This is a genomic window from Bacillus sp. CGMCC 1.60114 (assembly GCF_042676365.1).
GTDB classification, from domain to species: Bacteria; Bacillota; Bacilli; order Bacillales; family Bacillaceae_G; genus Bacillus_A; species Bacillus_A rhizoplanae_A.
This window is the reverse complement of the sequence record NZ_JBHTHG010000108.1, coordinates 1-16,497: the sequence shown is the minus strand read 5'-3', so window position 1 is coordinate 16,497 and position 16,497 is coordinate 1. Positions and strand designations below refer to the sequence as shown.

Here is a 16,497-nt window from a genome sequence, read left to right as displayed (position 1 = left end):
TTTTATTTTCCTTTAGTAAACAATAGAACCATGCAGATGAAACTCTACTTTCTCTATCTCGCTCGCATACCCTCTGCGATTCTCCAAATATCACGACTGTACTGTAAGATTGTTCGATCACTTGCAAAATGACCAGATTTCGCAATATTAATAGTACTCATTTCAAGCCATTTTTTTCGATTTTCATATATTCTTCCAACTTTTTCTTGCACATCTGCATATGGTGCAAAATCCCGAAGAACAAAATATTCATCATTTTGAATAAGAAGGGAATCGAAAATAGCTTCAAATTCATCACCCGCATCCTCAAAAAATCCATTTGTCAGCTGATTGACAACTTTTTGAATGCGTATATCATGATGATAATAATCACTAGCACGATACCCGCCATTTTGATAATAATGCTGTACTTCCTCTGCAGTTAAACCAAAAATAAAAATAGCCTCATTTCCAACAGCTTCTTTTATTTCAACGTTAGCACCATCGAGCGTACCTACCGTTACTGCACCATTCATCATAAATTTCATATTTCCGGTTCCTGATGCTTCTTTGCTTGCAGTTGAAATTTGTTCACTCACATCTGCCGCTGGAAAAATATCTTCAGCAAGTGAAACTCGATAGTTTTCTAGAAAAATAACTTTCATATATTGATTTACATACGGATCATCATTCACTTTTCGTGCCAATTCATTTATAAGTTTAATAATCTTTTTCGCATAATAATAACCTGGCGATGCCTTTGCACCAAAAATAAATGTACGCGGATAAAAAGAAAAACTAGAATCTTCTTTTAAACGATTGTACAAATATAAAATATGCAGTACATTTAATAATTGCCGCTTGTATGCATGCAGTCGCTTTACTTGCACGTCAAAAATAGAATACGGATCGACAACTATACCCGTTTGCTTTTCAATCCGCTTCATTAACAATTCTTTTCGTACCTGTTTTACATTGTGAAGCGCATCTTGAAATGCTGCATCATACTTATAATTTCCTAAAGCTTGCAGCTGCTCTGGCTCCTTCATCCAATCTGTGCCGATTGTTTCACATATTAATTTCGACAGCTGCGGATTTGCTTTTAATAACCAGCGCCGATGAGTAATTCCATTTGTCTTATTGTTGAACTTCTCTGGATAAAACTCATAAAACAATCGCATTTCTCGTTGTTTTAATATTTCCGTATGAATGTTAGCAACACCGTTTACACTATGACTGCCAACGATCGCTAAATGTGCCATCTTCACAAGCCCATGAGCGATAATCGCCATATTTTCAATGCGATCCCAATCATATGAATACCTTTCCCATAAATCACGACAAAAGCGTTCATTAATTTCTTGGACAATCATATAAATACGCGGTAATAGCGGCTCAAAAATATGAATCGGCCACTTTTCTAATGCTTCAGATAAAGTTGTATGGTTTGTATAGGAAATCGTATGTGTTGTAATGTACCATGCATCCTCCCAGCTCATCTTTTCCTCATCAAGCAAAATGCGCATTAATTCAGGAATTGCTAAAACTGGATGCGTATCATTAATATGAATGGCAATTTTCTCATGCAGATTACGAAGCGTACCATTCCGTTCACGATGTAAGCGAACGATATTTTGTAAGCTAGCAGACACAAGAAAATATTGTTGTTTCAAACGAAGTATTTTCCCTTCATCATGCGTATCATCTGGATATAAAAACTCTGACACCGCTTCTGTTTCTCTTTTATATTTCAATACATCCTTACAGTTTGGCGGAAATGGAACTGGTTCTGCACTCCAAAGACGCAGTGTATTTACAGTACTTGTCTGATAACCAACAACCGGTACATCATACGGTACAGCCATAATTGTTTCCGCATTTATATGACGAAATTCAAGACGATCATTTGACTGAAATGTATCAACTTGTCCCCAAAAACTAACTTCCACAGCTTGATCATGCCTTCTTACTTCCCAAACATTCCCATGACGCAACCATTGCTCTGGCAACTCGATTTGATAACCATCCACAATTTTTTGATCAAACAAACCGTGCTTATAGCGAATACCGCACCCGTGTCCTGGCAAATTTAATGAAGCTAATGAATCAAGAAAACAGGCCGCCAAACGACCAAGACCGCCATTTCCAAGTCCAGCATCCGCTTCAATTTCCTCGAGGTCTTGTAAGTAAATCCCAAGCTCTTCTAATCCTCTCTCACATACATCACGTATTCCCAAGTTTAATAAATTACTCCCTAATAAACGCCCTAATAAAAACTCAATCGATAAGTAGTACATTTGCTTTTGATTGTCTGTCCGGTAACGTTCATTCGTCCCAATCCAGCGCTGACTAATATATTCACGTACCATATGACCGAGCGTATTATATTGATCTTGTACAGTCGAATCTTTAAAACTTTTGCCATACATCGTTTCTAACTTTTCTAAAAAAGCAGCTTTAAAACTCCCTGTATTTGAAAACATCTCTCTCACCTCTTCAAAAGTGAAACTACCAGCAGTGGTTTTCCCCCTGCTGGTTAGCCCTTCCAATCCATTCAGTGAAACATGTATCAATTACGCTTTCCTACTGGTGATGAACAAAAAGAATCGGTTGCTTATCATCAATCTTCTTTTGTTCATCATGAAATTGTTGTTCCTTATTCGACTCGAACAAACTTTCATAAAGTTCCTTATACTTACGCGCGGACTGCTTCCAGCTATAATCCTCTGTCATCGCACGTTTCACAAGGGATTGCCATACCTTTTTATCATGATAATAGTACAATGCACGCTGCACCGTATGCAGCATATCGTGAGCATTGAAGTTCGTAAAACTAAAACCATTTCCTTCATTTGTAGCTTCGTTGTACGATTGAACCGTATCATTTAAGCCGCCTGTTTCCCGCACAATTGGAATTGCTCCGTATGCAAGGGCAATTAACTGTCCAAGACCGCATGGCTCAAATAAAGATGGCATTAGAAACAAATCTGCGCCGGCATACACTTGATGTGCCAGCTCTTCATGAAATCCGATATACACTTTCACTTTATCTGGATATTCATATGCCATTTGTTCAAAAAATTGCTCATATTCTTTATCGCCCGATCCAAGTACAATAAATTGCACATCTTCTTGCATCATTTCATGAAAAACATGGCGCACTAAATCTAATCCTTTTTGCTGTGTTAAACGTGTAACCATTGCAATAACAGGTGCCTCTTCTTTTTCTGGCAATCCAAAATAACGCTGCAATGCACGTTTATTATCTCTTTTTTTATGAAGTGAATTCGCATTATACATTGCCGCTATCGTTTTATCATTTTTCGGATTGTACAAAATATCGTCGATTCCATTTACAATTCCAACAAGTTTATCGTTATACTTACGCAATAAACCATCTAACTTCTCTCCGAAAAATGAATATTGAATTTCTTCTTTATATGTCGGGCTTACCGCTGTAATGCTATCAGAAGCGATAATTCCACCTTTCATAAAATTGATGTTTCCATAAAACTCAAGCTGTTCACTCTGAAAATACTCATTACCAAGCTCCAATAAGTCATCCATAACGATGCGCGGAAACACGCCTTGAAACTGCAAGTTATGAATTGTAAAGACTGTCTTTATATTTTCGTATAATGGCTGCTCACAATATTTTTCACGTAATAAAAAATTTGCCATCGCTGTATGCCAGTCATGACAATGCAGAACATCTACTTCAAAATCTAAATGCGGAATGCATTCTAATACCGCCTTTGAGAAAAATGAAAAACGTTCGCCATCATCATAATGGCCATATAGTGAATCTCTTTTAAAATAGTATTCATTGTCGATAAAGTAATACGTAACCCCTTCATGCTCCATTTTCAAAATACCGCAATATTGATTACGCCAGCCAAGCTTAACTGTAATCACTTTATGAAGCACACATTCTTTTCGTACATGCTCTGGAATTAAACTATAGTATGGAAGCATAACGCGTACGTTCATTCCAAGTTTTTGTAATGCCTTTGGAAGTGCTCCAGCTACATCTGCTAATCCACCCGATTTAATAAATGGTACGCACTCTGATACTGCAAATAAAATATTCACTGCGATTGTTTCTCTGCAGCAGCAAGCATAGGCAAGCTAGGCTTACCTATGCCGTACATGCAGATTCCTCCTCTCAATTCTTAAATAGATAGCTTAGTAAATGGTTACGTTACTGCTTTGTGTTTTCCCTTTCTCTACAACAAATGGAGAATGGGCTCCGCCTGTTAACGTCGTTCCATCTTCAATTTTTACATCCTTATCAATAATTACACCATCTAGTATACAATTCTCTCCAATTTGGCTCTTTTGCATAATAATACTGTTACGAACAATCGAACCTTTTCCAATCTTTACAGAACGAAAAACAACGCTATTTTCTACTTCTCCCTCAATAATGCTGCCGTTCGCAATCATCGTATTATGTACACTTGCGTCTTTTCCATACCTTGTCGGCGGCTCATCCTTTACTTTCGTAAAAATTGGCGTTTCTTTCTTAAACACTTGCTTCCAAATATGCGGCTGCAGTATTTCCAAACTATGTTTATAGTAACTTTCAATTGAATCTATTACTGCCACATAGCCAGTATGCTCGTAACTTTCAATATGCAATGATGTATTACGTTTTTCTTTTACAACATCAATTAATCTATAATACCCCATGTCTTGATACGTCTCAAACAAATGTAATAATAACTCCTTCTTTAATACATATGTCTGAAGCGACTCACCTTGGTGACATACTTCAGTAATATCTGCTCCTGTATATAAGTGACGCTCTAATACATCTTGGAAATCAAGCGCTGTTACAACATGACTGTTTGTAATCACAACATACTGCTGTTTACTACGTAAAAAGTAATCAATATGTCTTCTAAAATGAGCAAACGAACCAAACTCATCTTGAGCACATTGGCAATTTGGAGGAAATAAAAATAAGCCATCGCGTTTTCGATCTAAATCCCACTGTTTCCCAGAACCGAGATGATCCATGAGTGAACGGTTTTTATGACTTGTGAAAATAGCTACGCTATGAATATGAGAATTCACCATATTTGAAAGCATAAAATCAATTAAACGGTAGCGCCCCGCAAACGGCAATACCGCTAATGATCGATGATTTGTTACTTGCTGTAGTGATGGAAAACTCCCTGTTGCATTAATAATTCCTAACATTGATTCTCTCACTCATCTCATCCCCTTTTCGTCACGCTCTATCAGGCAGTAAAATTATCATCGTAACCTTCCATAAAATCAAAGAAGATAGGAATAGAATCACTATCCATCAAAGCTTCGATTATTTCTACTAACTATGTGTGAAAAGATTAAGCTCCCCTTGCTAATCGTTAGTTTTACTTGTATTAATTTTCTTCTGCAATTAATACAACGTCTTCAATATTTCGTTCCGGACGAATAATTGTTCCATCTTCAATGACCATTCCTGGACCAACAATCGCACGCTCAATCACAACATTCTTTCCAATTCTGGCATCTGGCATAATAACTGAATCTATAACCTTGCTGCCTTCCTCCACAATTACCCCTTGAAACAATACAGAATGCTGCACATCACCTTCTACAACGCACCCTTCATTAATTAACGATTCTTCCACTTTAGCTGATGGTGCAATATATTGAGGCGGCTGATTCGGGTTAACAGAACAAATTCGCCAATCACGGTCATACAAATTGAGTGATGAATCTTCGCGAAGCAAATCCATATTTGCTTCCCATAAGCTCTTCACTGTTCCAACGTCTTTCCAATACCCGCTAAATGGATACGCAACAAGCTTTTTCCCTTCATCCAATAAAAGCGGAATCACATCTTTTCCAAAATCATTACTAGATTCTGGATTTCTTGCATCCATTTCTAAATACTCTTTTAAAATAGCCCAATTAAAAATATAAATGCCCATTGAAGCTAGATTGCTTTTTGGAAACTGCGGTTTTTCTTCAAACTCAACAATTTCCATCGCTTCATTCGTATTCATAATGCCAAAGCGGCTTGCTTCATCCCACGGTACTTCAATAACAGAAATAGAGACATCTGCTTCTCGTTCCATATGATGATCGAGCATTTTTGCATAATCCATCTTATAAATATGATCGCCAGATAAAATGAGAACATATTCCGGATCATACTGCTTTAAATAATTCAAATTTTGATAAATGGCGCTTGCTGTTCCTGTATACCATTTCACTCCAGAAGACTCTGCATAAGGAGGGAGTACAGTAACCCCTCCATTTACACGGTCTAAATCCCATGCATCTCCAATACCGATATAACTATGCAATTCTAACGGCTGATATTGTGTTAAAATCCCCACTGTTTCAATACCAGAATTCGCACAGTTACTTAATGTAAAATCAATAATGCGATATTTACCGCCAAATGGAACAGCTGGCTTCGCTAGATTTTTTGTTAAGGCACTTAAACGGCTACCTTTTCCCCCTGCTAATAACATTGCTACGCACGTCTGCTTTTGTACCATCTTGTTTACTACTCCCCTTTCGTGTTTTCACCGGCCGTAAAATTGAAATTCCAAATGGTGGTATTGTCATTTCAACATGAGCAAGCTGATTATGATAAGGTTCCATAATCGCTTTTAATCGCTTCTTATTGATTTGTCCTGAACCGCCGTATGCAGAACTATCACTATTTAAAATTTCGTTATAATAGCGAAATGCTGGTACGCCAACTTTATAGTTTTCATACACCGCATTTGTAAAGTTACAAACGATAACGAGAACATCCTCTTCTCTCTCCCCTTGGCGAATAAACGAAAAAATACTTTGCTCACGGTTATCCGCATCAATCCACTGAAAACCCTTTTCTGTGTGATCAAGCTGCCAAAGCGGCTTAGAGCGCTTATACAATGCTATGAGCTCCTTAAAGTAATCATGCGTACGATCATGCATTTCAAAATCATGTAAACCCCAATCTAAATCCTCAAGGTCTTTCCATTCGTCATATTGCCCAAACTCGCCGCCCATAAAAAGCAGCTTCTTACCTGGATGTGTAAATAAATAGCCATACAATAAACGAAGCTGAGCAAACTTGGACCAATAATCACCCGGCATTTTATTTAATAGCGACTTTTTCCCGTGTACTACTTCATCATGTGATAACGGTAAAATAAAATTCTCAGAATACGCGTAAAGCAGTGAAAATGTTACTTTGTCATGAATATATTTCCGATACTCCGGTGCACATTCCATATATTTTAAAATGTCATTCATCCAGCCCATATTCCATTTATAATTAAAACCGAGTCCACCTTCGTATGTCGGTGCAGTTACGAGCGGCCATGCTGTTGAATCTTCCGCAGTCATTAAGAAAGTTGGATCTTCCGCAAATACTGCTTCATTCAGCTGTTGCAGGAATAATACAGCATGTTCATTACTTTCCTGCCCCCCATTTCGCTCCCAATATAGCATGTTAGCAACCGCATCAACGCGAAAGCCGTCGATATGATAATACTTCATCCAAAACAATGCATTCGAAATGAGAAAATTTCGTACTTCTTGTTTTCCTAAATCAAAGTTCACAGTTCCCCATACGTGATTTTCTTGTACATCAAGATCTCTATATTCATACGTTGGTTCTCCATCAAATAAGTAAAGACCATGAGCATCTTTACAAAAATGCCCTGGTACCCAATCTAAAATGACACCGATCCCATATTTGTGACATTCATCGACAAAATACATAAAATCCTGCGGTGTTCCGTATCTACTTGTCGGCGCATAATATCCAGTCCCTTGATATCCCCAAGAACGATCATACGGGTGTTCAATAAGCGGCATAATTTCAATATGAGTAAATTGATGCTCCACTACATACGGAATAAGCTCATCTGCCATTTCTCTGTAAGAGTAAAAAGACTCATCTTCTTTCTTTTTCCATGAACCAAAGTGAAGCTCATAAATTGCTAACGGTTCATTGTAAATTGGTTTTCGTTTCTTTTTTTGAAACCACTTCTGATCTTTCCATTTATATCCTTTTATATCATAAACAATGGATGCCGTATTTGGTCTCACTTCAGCATACATTGCATACGGATCAGCTTTTAAAATTGTATGACCGTTTGAGGCTTCGATTGCATATTTGTACAATTCTAGCTGAGCTACATTTGGTATAAATAAAGACCAAATTCCTTCCTCTGTCACTCGCATCATTTCATGCATTTGATTATTCCATTCATTAAAATCCCCTACAATACTCACAGCTTGTGCATGAGGAGCCCATACGGAAAAGCGTGTTCCTTGCACCCCATCTTCCTTAGTTAGATGAGCCCCAAGTATTTCGTAGCTATTGTAAAATTTCTCTTTATGAAACAATAGCATGTTTTCCTCATTACAATTTGTTACAATCACTATGTTCACCTCACAAGATGACAGAATTTTTAATATGTTATTACTATTCTTCGGTAAATAGAAATATCCTTGCGATTTTCTAAAAAAACATACGTTTTTTTCGCGGAAATTCATGGTAATTCCGTAAATTTCAGCTGAAAATATCGAATTTTGACGAATATTCCTTGTAAGCGTTTTATTTTAGAATAATTTTTAAAGTAAAAAAGAGGGAGGAGTTTACAGTTATTCTGTTATTACTGTCTACTTAAAGTAAAATATAAAAAAACCCTTTCCGGCAAAAGGGGGATGTACAGGGGCTTGCCGGAAAGGGTTATATACAATTTGGATTATAGTACTGGTGCCATAGTTTCTTTTAGCACTTTTACAGAATGATCAAATTTCAATTCTTCTTCTGCGTTCAATTCAAGCTCTACAACTTCTCGAATACCTTGACGGTTGATAACTGCTGGAACACCTACGTAAACATCTTGTTGTCCGTATTGTCCTTCAAGGTATGCAGATACTGTCAATACGCTGTTTTCATTGTTTAAAATCGCTTTAGTTACACGTAATAGTGACATACCGATACCATAGTAAGTTGCACCTTTGCGTTGAATAATATGATAAGCAGCATCTCGTACATTCACAAAGATTTCATCTAAATCGCTTTGATTGTACTTTTCATTGTTTGCTAAAATTGTTTCTAGTTTTTGTACACCAACAGTTGTATGGCTCCATACTGGAAGCTCTGTGTCACCATGTTCACCAATAATATATGCGTGAACGTTACGTGGATCCACATTTAAATATTCACCTAACATGTAACGGAAACGAGCAGAGTCTAAAGTTGTACCAGAACCAATTACACGTTCTTTTGGTAATCCAGATTCTTTCCAAGTTACATAAGTTAAAATATCAACTGGGTTAGTTGCGATTAAGAAGATACCATCAAATCCGCTATCCATGATGCCGCGAACGATTTGTTTAAAGATTTTTGTGTTCTTCTCAACTAAATCTAAGCGAGTTTCACCTGGCTTTTGTGGCAATCCAGCAGTAATAACAACAAGATCTGCATCTTTACAATCTGCATAACTACCTTTCCAAACCTTTGTTGGAGCTGGAGCAAATGGAACAGCATGGCTTAAATCCATTGCTTCCCCTTCTGCTTTTGCTTCGTTTACGTCAACAAGAACAAACTCTTCAGCTACACCTTGGTTAATCATAGAATATGCATAGCTGCAACCTACAGCTCCTGTTCCTACTAATACTACGCGATTAATACCTTTTTTCATGGTAAAATCCCCTCTCTATCTTTCATTTCATTATTATCATTGTCATTTAAGTAAATAATTAAAATACTGATTTTATATTGTTTAACTTCCTTACACACATATTGTAGCACGTTTCTTTGTGAATACATTCACAATTTATGGCCTATTTGTGAACTTTTTCACAGATAGGATAAAGTTATAACGGTACATGTGGAATCCATTTCAATCTACCATATACATATTCTAAATTCACATACTGTTTTCCTTCATATTTGTTAAGTATGCTTGATAAAAAGAAAAATAAGGATTCTTATCCGTACTATGAAGAAAGAACTCTAAAAACAACATTTCGATATTTTTTAGGCACATTCTTTTTTTAACAATGTAAAAAAAGCGGTCAAAAATTGACCGCTTTTCTTATTTATTTACAGGCTTTTTCCAAATCCCAAGCATAACTGCTGTTACAACTGCTCCTATTACGATAGCTAATAAATAAAGTATCGGTTTATTCACAAGAGGGATAACGAACAAGCCACCGTGCGGTGCAGGAAGAGTAATATGAAACCCCATAGTCAGAGCACCTGCAATCGCAGACCCTATAACACAGCTTACAATTACACGTAATGGATCAGCTGCTGCAAATGGAATAGCACCCTCTGTAATAAAAGAAAGACCCATAATATAATTTGTAATACCAGATTTGCGCTCTGCCTCTGTAAATTTTCCTTTAAAGAAAGTTGTTGCTAATGCAACTCCAAGCGGCGGAACCATACCGCCAGCCATAACTGCAGCATGCGGTCCGAAATTATGTGCAGCAATTGCCGCTAATCCGAATGTAAAGGCAGCTTTGTTGATAGGCCCTCCCATATCCACGGCCATCATACCACCAAGAATGATACCTAATAAAATAGCATTTCCTCCGCTTAATCCATTTAACCAATGTGTTAAACCTTTATTCATTGCTACTACAGGATCATTTACAACAAGAATCATAATCAAACCAGTAATCATAATACCAAACAACGGATACAAAAGAACAGGTTTAATTCCTTCAAGTTGTGCCGGTAATACTTGAAAAGCTTTTTTCAAGAGAACGATCACATAACCTGCCAGAAATCCTGCGATTAAACCACCGAGAAATCCAGCCCCAGCTTGTGCTGCTAAATAACCTCCAACCATACCAGGTGCAAAACCAGGCCGATCTGCGATACTACTTGCAATAAATCCTGCTAATACTGGAACGATAAAGAAAAATGCTCCGTTTCCGCCACCAATTGCCATTAATGTAGAAGCAATCGGCCCTTTTGCATGAATGCCGCCAAAAGCGAATGCCAGTGCGATTAAAATCCCGCCACCAACAACGAATGGAAGCATGTTGGATACACCATTCATTAAATGCTTATAAAATCCTGTGCGTTTTTCTTTTACTTCGCCCTTTACAGTTTCCCCTGTTCCTTGATAGATAGGTCCATCCTGTTTAAGCGCACGGTTAATAAGTTCCTCAGATTTACGAATTCCAGCTGCAACTGGTACCTCAATAACATGCTTTCCTTTAAAACGATCCATCTCAACTTGTTTATCTGCAGCAATAATAATTGCCACTGCATCATGAATCTCTTCTGCAGTCAATTCATTTTTTACTCCTGTAGAACCATTTGTTTCTACTTTTATATCAACACCCATTTCCTTTGCTTTTGATTTTAAAGCATCTGCTGCCATATACGTATGAGCAATTCCTGTAGGACAAGCAGTAACTGCTAAAATTTTCCCCTTTGAACTTGACTGTACAGTATTTTCTTCTTTATTAACTTCTTTCTCTTTCGCATCAATAAGGTGCAGTAGCTCGTCTTCTGTTTGCGCTTTCATAAGTTTCCCGCGAAATTCCGCATCCATAAGTAATGTAGATAAGCGAGAAAGAGTTTCCAAATGAGCATTATTTGCTCCTTCACTTGCTGCAATCATAAAGAATAAATGAGCTGGTTGACCATCGAGAGATTCATAGTCTATACCGCTATCTGATTTCGCAAAACAAATAGCAGGTGTCTTAACCGCAGCCGTTTTTGCATGAGGAATTGCAATCCCTTCTCCAATGCCAGTAGTACTTTGTGCTTCACGAGTTAAAATTGCCTCTTTAAATTGAATCTCATCATGTAATCGGCCTGCTTGTGCAAGCTTACTTACCATTTCATCAATCGTTTCTTGCTTAGAAGATGTTTGTAATTGTAGAAGAATTGTGTCTTTTTTTAGTAATTCTGTAATTTTCATATAGATCCTTCTCTCCTATAAAGTGAAACTTCCATCCGTGAAGATTTTCTTCATTTCCCCTATCTTCTTCGCTTCGCTCTCAATCTTAAGATGGGTGGCTTACTGCCCGTTAATGTAGGATAAAGATTGTACTTCTACTTGCAACAATAGTTCCTCAATTTTTTCTTTTTCAGCAAGATCAGAAGAAAATGCTGTTGCGCTTCCAGTAGCAACGCCAAATCGAAATGCTTCTTTTAAATCTCCAGTTTTTTCATATGTTCCTAGAAAACCGGCCACAAGCGAATCACCAGCTCCAACAGAATTTACAACTTGCCCTTTCGGCACATTAGCAAAATATGCATGCTCCTTCGCAAGAAAGAGTGCACCATCCCCAGCCATTGATACAACAACATGCTCTGCGCCCATTTCAAGAAGCTTCTTACCGTATAATGCCGCATCTTGAATACTTTGAATTTCTACATCAAATAGTTCGCCTAACTCGTGATGGTTTGGCTTTATAAAGAATGGACGGTGCTTTACAACATCAATCAATGCCTTTCCGCTCGCATCAACAGCTACTTTCACGCCGCGCGCACTGCATTCCTTTGTGATTTCTTTATATAACGATTCTGGTAAAGACGGTGGAATACTGCCTGCCAATAATAGAACATCACCTTCTTGTAAATTGCCTACTTGCTGTATTAAACGTTCTAATTGTTCACTTAAAATAACAGGACCTCTTCCATTTATTTCAGTTTCTTGTCCTGTTTTCAATTTAATGTTAATCCGCGAATCACCATCTACTTCAATAAAATCGGTTGCAATACCCTCTTCTTCTAATTTTTCTTGAATAAAGCGACCAGTAAATCCCCCTATGAATCCAAGCGCTTTTGAAGAAACATCAATTCTTTTTAGAACACGGGATACATTAATTCCTTTTCCGCCTGGATACTTCACTTCTTTTTCCATGCGATTTAGCGAATGTAGTGCAAAATTATTTACTTGCACTACATAATCTACAGAAGGATTCAATGTTACAGTGTAAATCATACTGTCACGACCTTTATTAATGTTTTTTTAGCATAAGGAGCTACTTCGTTCTCTCCAATATTAGTTGCAATAATATTTGCTGCTTCGAGCTCTTCAATTTTCGCAAATGATATCTCTGAAAATTTACTGCCATCCGCCAGAACATAACACGAGTTAGAAAGTTGCAGAGCTGTTTTCTTCAGCAAAGCTTCCTCAGGGTCTGGCGTTGTATAACCGTAAACAGGATGAACAGCATTTGCCCCTAAAAAACAAAAATCGAATCGATAGCGAAGTAAGCTTTCAAGGGCAGCGCTTCCAATTAACGCTCTTGTATTGCTTTTCATCATGCCACCAAGTAAATAAGCCCGAATATTGGCTTGAAACAATGCCTCAATATGCATAAGTCCATTTGTCACGACAGTTATATCTTTTCCCTCCAAAAATGGAATCATTTCAAACGTCGTACTTCCGGCATCTAAATAAATACAATGCCCGTCTTCCACAAGAGATGCTGCATATTGACCAATCGACTTTTTTTCCTGAAGATTTTTGAAGGATTTTTCATTCATACTCGGTTCTTTTCCTTTTGATTGTAACGGTGAAGCTCCGCCATGAACACGCTTTATATAGTTTTTCTCTTCTAAATAAATCAAATCTCTTCGAATCGTCGATTCCGATGAGTTAGTTGCAGCAACTAACTCTTGAAGCTTTACAATTCCTTTATTTTTCACCAAATCCAAAATAATTTGGTGACGCTCAGGTGTTAACATGCCGCCACCTCCTTCTTACATTCATCATAACGAAAACCCTTTCAAAAATCAATCAAAATCATTCAAAAACAATCATAAATATCATAAATAAACCAAAAACAATCATAAAACTTTAACATTACACTTAACAGTCGTCATATGCCCACTTACTCATGATCGAGCATATATGTTTGGAAAAAAGGTAGTTGCAATGGGTGAACAACAATGGAAGAGTCAAAAAAGAACTATCACTTACATTGATACAGTTGTAGGAAGGGGCTTTGCAATCGCACTTAAAATTGGTACACGAGGTAACCAACATTCCTATATATCAACACAAAGATTGTATTTCTTGCACGGAGCATTCAAGTGTATTCTGCGCCAGAATTCAACAAATATTTGTTTGGAGACTTTTTAGGAAAGATTACTAATGTTTTTTGTGGTTGTTTAATAATTGCTTGAATTTTAATTTTGATGTGGGAACTACAAGTAGCTGCTAAATCATAGAATTATAGAATGGAAGAGTTTCAACAACATAAAAAAAAGAGATAGCATAATATGCTATCTCTTTTAATATGACCCGTACGGGATTCGAACCCGTGTTACCGCCGTGAAAGGGCGGTGTCTTAACCACTTGACCAACGGGCCAATTTCTGGCAGAGAAGAAGGGATTCGAACCCTCGCACCGCGTAAGCGATCTACTCCCTTAGCAGGGGAGCCCCTTGAGCCACTTGGGTACTTCTCTATATTATATGGCTCCGCAGGTAGGACTCGAACCTACGACCGATCGGTTAACAGCCGATAGCTCTACCACTGAGCTACTGCGGAATATGGTGGGCCTAAATGGACTCGAACCATCGACCTCACGCTTATCAGGCGTGCGCTCTAACCAGCTGAGCTATAGGCCCATAAAAAAAGCGGGTGAAGAGAATCGAACTCTCGACCAGAGCTTGGAAGGCTCTTGTTTTACCACTAAACTACACCCGCATAAAAATGGTGAGCCATGAAGGACTCGAACCTTCGACCCTCTGATTAAAAGTCAGATGCTCTACCAACTGAGCTAATGGCTCATTTTGAAATGGTGCCGGCTAGAGGACTTGAACCCCCAACCTACTGATTACAAGTCAGTTGCTCTACCAATTGAGCTAAGCCGGCTTGCATATTTCAAAATGGTGGCTCGGGACGGAATCGAACCGCCGACACGAGGATTTTCAGTCCTCTGCTCTACCGACTGAGCTACCGAGCCTTTATGTAAATGGCGGTCCCGACCGGGGTCGAACCGGCGATCTCCTGCGTGACAGGCAGGCATGTTAACCACTACACCACGGGACCATTGGTTGCGGGGACAGGATTTGAACCTGCGACCTTCGGGTTATGAGCCCGACGAGCTACCAGACTGCTCCACCCCGCGACGATATAATATTTTTTTTAAAAAATGGAGGAGGTAGAGGGATTCGAACCCCCGCGCGACTCTCGCCGCCTGTCGGTTTTCAAGACCGATCCCTTCAGCCAGACTTGGGTATACCTCCATATATATAAAACTTGAGTGGTGGACCTTGTAGGACTCGAACCTACGACCGGACGGTTATGAGCCGTCTGCTCTAACCAGCTGAGCTAAAGGTCCTTTATGGTAGCGGCGGAGGGGATCGAACCCCCGACCTCACGGGTATGAACCGTACGCTCTAGCCAGCTGAGCTACACCGCCATAAAAGATATATAAGTGGAGCCTAGCGGGATCGAACCGCTGACCTCCTGCGTGCAAGGCAGGCGCTCTCCCAGCTGAGCTAAGGCCCCAAGATTTTAAAACTATCGGGAAGACAGGATTCGAACCTGCGACCCCCTGGTCCCAAACCAGGTGCTCTACCAAGCTGAGCCACTTCCCGTTAATAAGCGCGCCCGAGAGGACTCGAACCCCTAACCTTTTGATCCGTAGTCAAACGCTCTATCCAATTGAGCTACGGGCGCATATGGTGCCGAGGGCGGGGGTCGAACCCGCACGGTGGTCACCCACCGCAGGATTTTAAGTCCTGTGCGTCTGCCTGTTCCGCCACCCCGGCATGTCATATTGAAAATTGGAGCGGAAGACGGGATTCGAACCCGCGACCCCAACCTTGGCAAGGTTGTATTCTACCACTGAACTACTTCCGCAAGACATATATGACTTATTCAATTAAAAGTGCGGGTGAAGGGAGTCGAACCCCCACGCCAAAGGCGCCAGATCCTAAGTCTGGTGCGTCTGCCAATTCCGCCACACCCGCATATTATTTTTTAAAAATGGGGCGACTGATGGGAATCGAACCCACGAGTGTCGGAGCCACAATCCGATGCGTTAACCACTTCGCCACAGCCGCCATAATCCTGGTGCCGGCTAGAGGACTTGAACCCCCAACCTACTGATTACAAGTCAGTTGCTCTACCAATTGAGCTAAGCCGGCATTTATATGGTGGAGGATGACGGGATCGAACCGCCGACCCCCTGCTTGTAAGGCAGGTGCTCTCCCAGCTGAGCTAATCCTCCATTTGCCTGGCAACGTCCTACTCTCACAGGGACAAAGTCCCAACTACCATCGGCGCTAGAGAGCTTAACTTCCGTGTTCGGTATGGGAACGGGTGTGACCTCTCTGCCATCATTACCAGACTATATTCACTTGAGACAATCATTATTATACTTGATTCACTAAAAAAGTCAACAAGTTTTTTTATATTCTCTCAAAACTAGATAACATCAATGCAGTATTCATATTATATGGTTAAGTCCTCGATCTATTAGTATTCGTCAGCTCCACATGTCACCATGCTTCCACCTCGAACCTATCAACCTGATCATCTTTCAGGGATCT

General features: G+C 39.2%; 9 protein-coding genes, 22 tRNA genes and 2 rRNA genes. All 33 read right to left on the bottom strand.

All coding sequences use genetic code 11. The features are described 5' to 3' along the window. Window positions 1-53 precede the first annotated feature (53 nt). The gene (locus tag ACFQZ1_RS16465) at window positions 54-2,462 is read right to left on the bottom strand and encodes a glycogen/starch/alpha-glucan phosphorylase (RefSeq protein ID WP_377883291.1); all 2,409 of its coding nucleotides are present in this window, start codon (window positions 2,460-2,462) and stop codon (window positions 54-56) included. Between the two features lie 100 nt (window positions 2,463-2,562). Further along, on the bottom strand, window positions 2,563-4,071 hold the full coding sequence (gene glgA, locus ACFQZ1_RS16460; RefSeq protein WP_377883290.1) for a glycogen synthase GlgA: 1,509 nt from the start codon (window positions 4,069-4,071) through the stop codon (window positions 2,563-2,565). A 93-nt stretch (window positions 4,072-4,164) separates the two neighbouring features. Beyond that, on the bottom strand, window positions 4,165-5,196 hold the full coding sequence (locus ACFQZ1_RS16455; RefSeq protein WP_377883289.1) for a GlgC family sugar phosphate nucleotidyltransferase: 1,032 nt from the start codon (window positions 5,194-5,196) through the stop codon (window positions 4,165-4,167). A gap of 173 nt (window positions 5,197-5,369) precedes the next feature. Then, a complete protein-coding gene (locus ACFQZ1_RS16450; protein ID WP_377883288.1) occupies window positions 5,370-6,500 on the bottom strand; it encodes a glucose-1-phosphate adenylyltransferase in 1,131 nt (376 codons plus the stop codon). Beyond that, complete coding sequence (gene glgB / locus ACFQZ1_RS16445) at window positions 6,448-8,385, bottom strand: 1,4-alpha-glucan branching protein GlgB (RefSeq protein WP_377883287.1); 1,938 nt, start codon at window positions 8,383-8,385, stop codon at window positions 6,448-6,450. Before glgB ends, ACFQZ1_RS16450 begins: the two co-directional genes overlap by 53 nt. A 326-nt stretch (window positions 8,386-8,711) precedes the next feature. After that, complete coding sequence (locus ACFQZ1_RS16440) at window positions 8,712-9,656, bottom strand: L-lactate dehydrogenase (protein WP_377883286.1); 945 nt, start codon at window positions 9,654-9,656, stop codon at window positions 8,712-8,714. Window positions 9,657-10,052: 396 nt separating this feature from the next. Next, a complete protein-coding gene (locus ACFQZ1_RS16435) occupies window positions 10,053-11,900 on the bottom strand; it encodes a PTS fructose transporter subunit IIABC (protein WP_377883285.1) in 1,848 nt (615 codons plus the stop codon). A gap of 99 nt (window positions 11,901-11,999) precedes the next feature. Further along, window positions 12,000-12,929: a 1-phosphofructokinase gene (pfkB, locus tag ACFQZ1_RS16430; protein ID WP_377883284.1), complete on the bottom strand. Its 930-nt coding sequence runs from the start codon at window positions 12,927-12,929 to the stop codon at window positions 12,000-12,002. Further along, window positions 12,926-13,678, bottom strand: a complete 753-nt coding sequence (locus ACFQZ1_RS16425) for a DeoR/GlpR family DNA-binding transcription regulator (RefSeq protein ID WP_377883283.1) — start codon at window positions 13,676-13,678, stop codon at window positions 12,926-12,928. The genes pfkB and ACFQZ1_RS16425 overlap by 4 nt, the downstream gene beginning before the upstream one ends. Window positions 13,679-14,233: 555 nt before the next feature. Next, window positions 14,234-14,305, bottom strand: a tRNA-Glu gene (locus tag ACFQZ1_RS16420). 6 nt (window positions 14,306-14,311) lie between these two features. Further along, a tRNA-Ser gene (locus ACFQZ1_RS16415) sits at window positions 14,312-14,402 on the bottom strand. An 8-nt stretch (window positions 14,403-14,410) separates the two neighbouring features. Beyond that, window positions 14,411-14,485, bottom strand: a tRNA-Asn gene (locus tag ACFQZ1_RS16410). Window positions 14,486-14,488: 3 nt separating this feature from the next. After that, a tRNA-Ile gene (locus ACFQZ1_RS16405) sits at window positions 14,489-14,565 on the bottom strand. Window positions 14,566-14,573: 8 nt separating this feature from the next. Then, a tRNA-Gly gene (locus ACFQZ1_RS16400) sits at window positions 14,574-14,644 on the bottom strand. Between the two features lie 7 nt (window positions 14,645-14,651). Then, window positions 14,652-14,727, bottom strand: a tRNA-Lys gene (locus ACFQZ1_RS16395). 9 nt (window positions 14,728-14,736) lie between these two features. Further along, window positions 14,737-14,812, bottom strand: a tRNA-Thr gene (locus ACFQZ1_RS16390). A 15-nt stretch (window positions 14,813-14,827) separates the two neighbouring features. Next, window positions 14,828-14,903 (bottom strand) — tRNA-Phe (locus ACFQZ1_RS16385). Between the two features lie 10 nt (window positions 14,904-14,913). After that, window positions 14,914-14,989, bottom strand: a tRNA-Asp gene (locus ACFQZ1_RS16380). A 2-nt stretch (window positions 14,990-14,991) separates the two neighbouring features. After that, window positions 14,992-15,068 (bottom strand) — tRNA-Met (locus ACFQZ1_RS16375). A 25-nt stretch (window positions 15,069-15,093) separates the two neighbouring features. After that, window positions 15,094-15,186, bottom strand: a tRNA-Ser gene (locus ACFQZ1_RS16370). 18 nt (window positions 15,187-15,204) lie between these two features. Next, window positions 15,205-15,281, bottom strand: a tRNA-Ile gene (locus ACFQZ1_RS16365). Window positions 15,282-15,285: 4 nt separating this feature from the next. Next, window positions 15,286-15,362 (bottom strand) — tRNA-Met (locus tag ACFQZ1_RS16360). A 16-nt stretch (window positions 15,363-15,378) separates the two neighbouring features. Then, window positions 15,379-15,451: transfer RNA gene (locus tag ACFQZ1_RS16355), tRNA-Ala, on the bottom strand. 15 nt (window positions 15,452-15,466) lie between these two features. Further along, window positions 15,467-15,540 (bottom strand) — tRNA-Pro (locus ACFQZ1_RS16350). Between the two features lie 8 nt (window positions 15,541-15,548). Beyond that, a tRNA-Arg gene (locus ACFQZ1_RS16345) sits at window positions 15,549-15,622 on the bottom strand. Window positions 15,623-15,625: 3 nt separating this feature from the next. Continuing rightward, window positions 15,626-15,714: transfer RNA gene (locus ACFQZ1_RS16340), tRNA-Leu, on the bottom strand. A gap of 16 nt (window positions 15,715-15,730) precedes the next feature. Beyond that, window positions 15,731-15,805, bottom strand: a tRNA-Gly gene (locus ACFQZ1_RS16335). 29 nt (window positions 15,806-15,834) lie between these two features. Then, window positions 15,835-15,915, bottom strand: a tRNA-Leu gene (locus ACFQZ1_RS16330). Window positions 15,916-15,932: 17 nt separating this feature from the next. Further along, window positions 15,933-16,008, bottom strand: a tRNA-His gene (locus ACFQZ1_RS16325). 8 nt (window positions 16,009-16,016) lie between these two features. Continuing rightward, window positions 16,017-16,092 (bottom strand) — tRNA-Thr (locus ACFQZ1_RS16320). A 7-nt stretch (window positions 16,093-16,099) separates the two neighbouring features. Then, window positions 16,100-16,175 (bottom strand) — tRNA-Val (locus tag ACFQZ1_RS16315). A gap of 4 nt (window positions 16,176-16,179) precedes the next feature. Continuing rightward, window positions 16,180-16,295, bottom strand: a 5S ribosomal RNA gene (rrf, locus tag ACFQZ1_RS16310). 108 nt (window positions 16,296-16,403) lie between these two features. Then, a 23S ribosomal RNA gene (locus ACFQZ1_RS16305) occupies window positions 16,404-16,497 on the bottom strand; the annotation flags it as partial.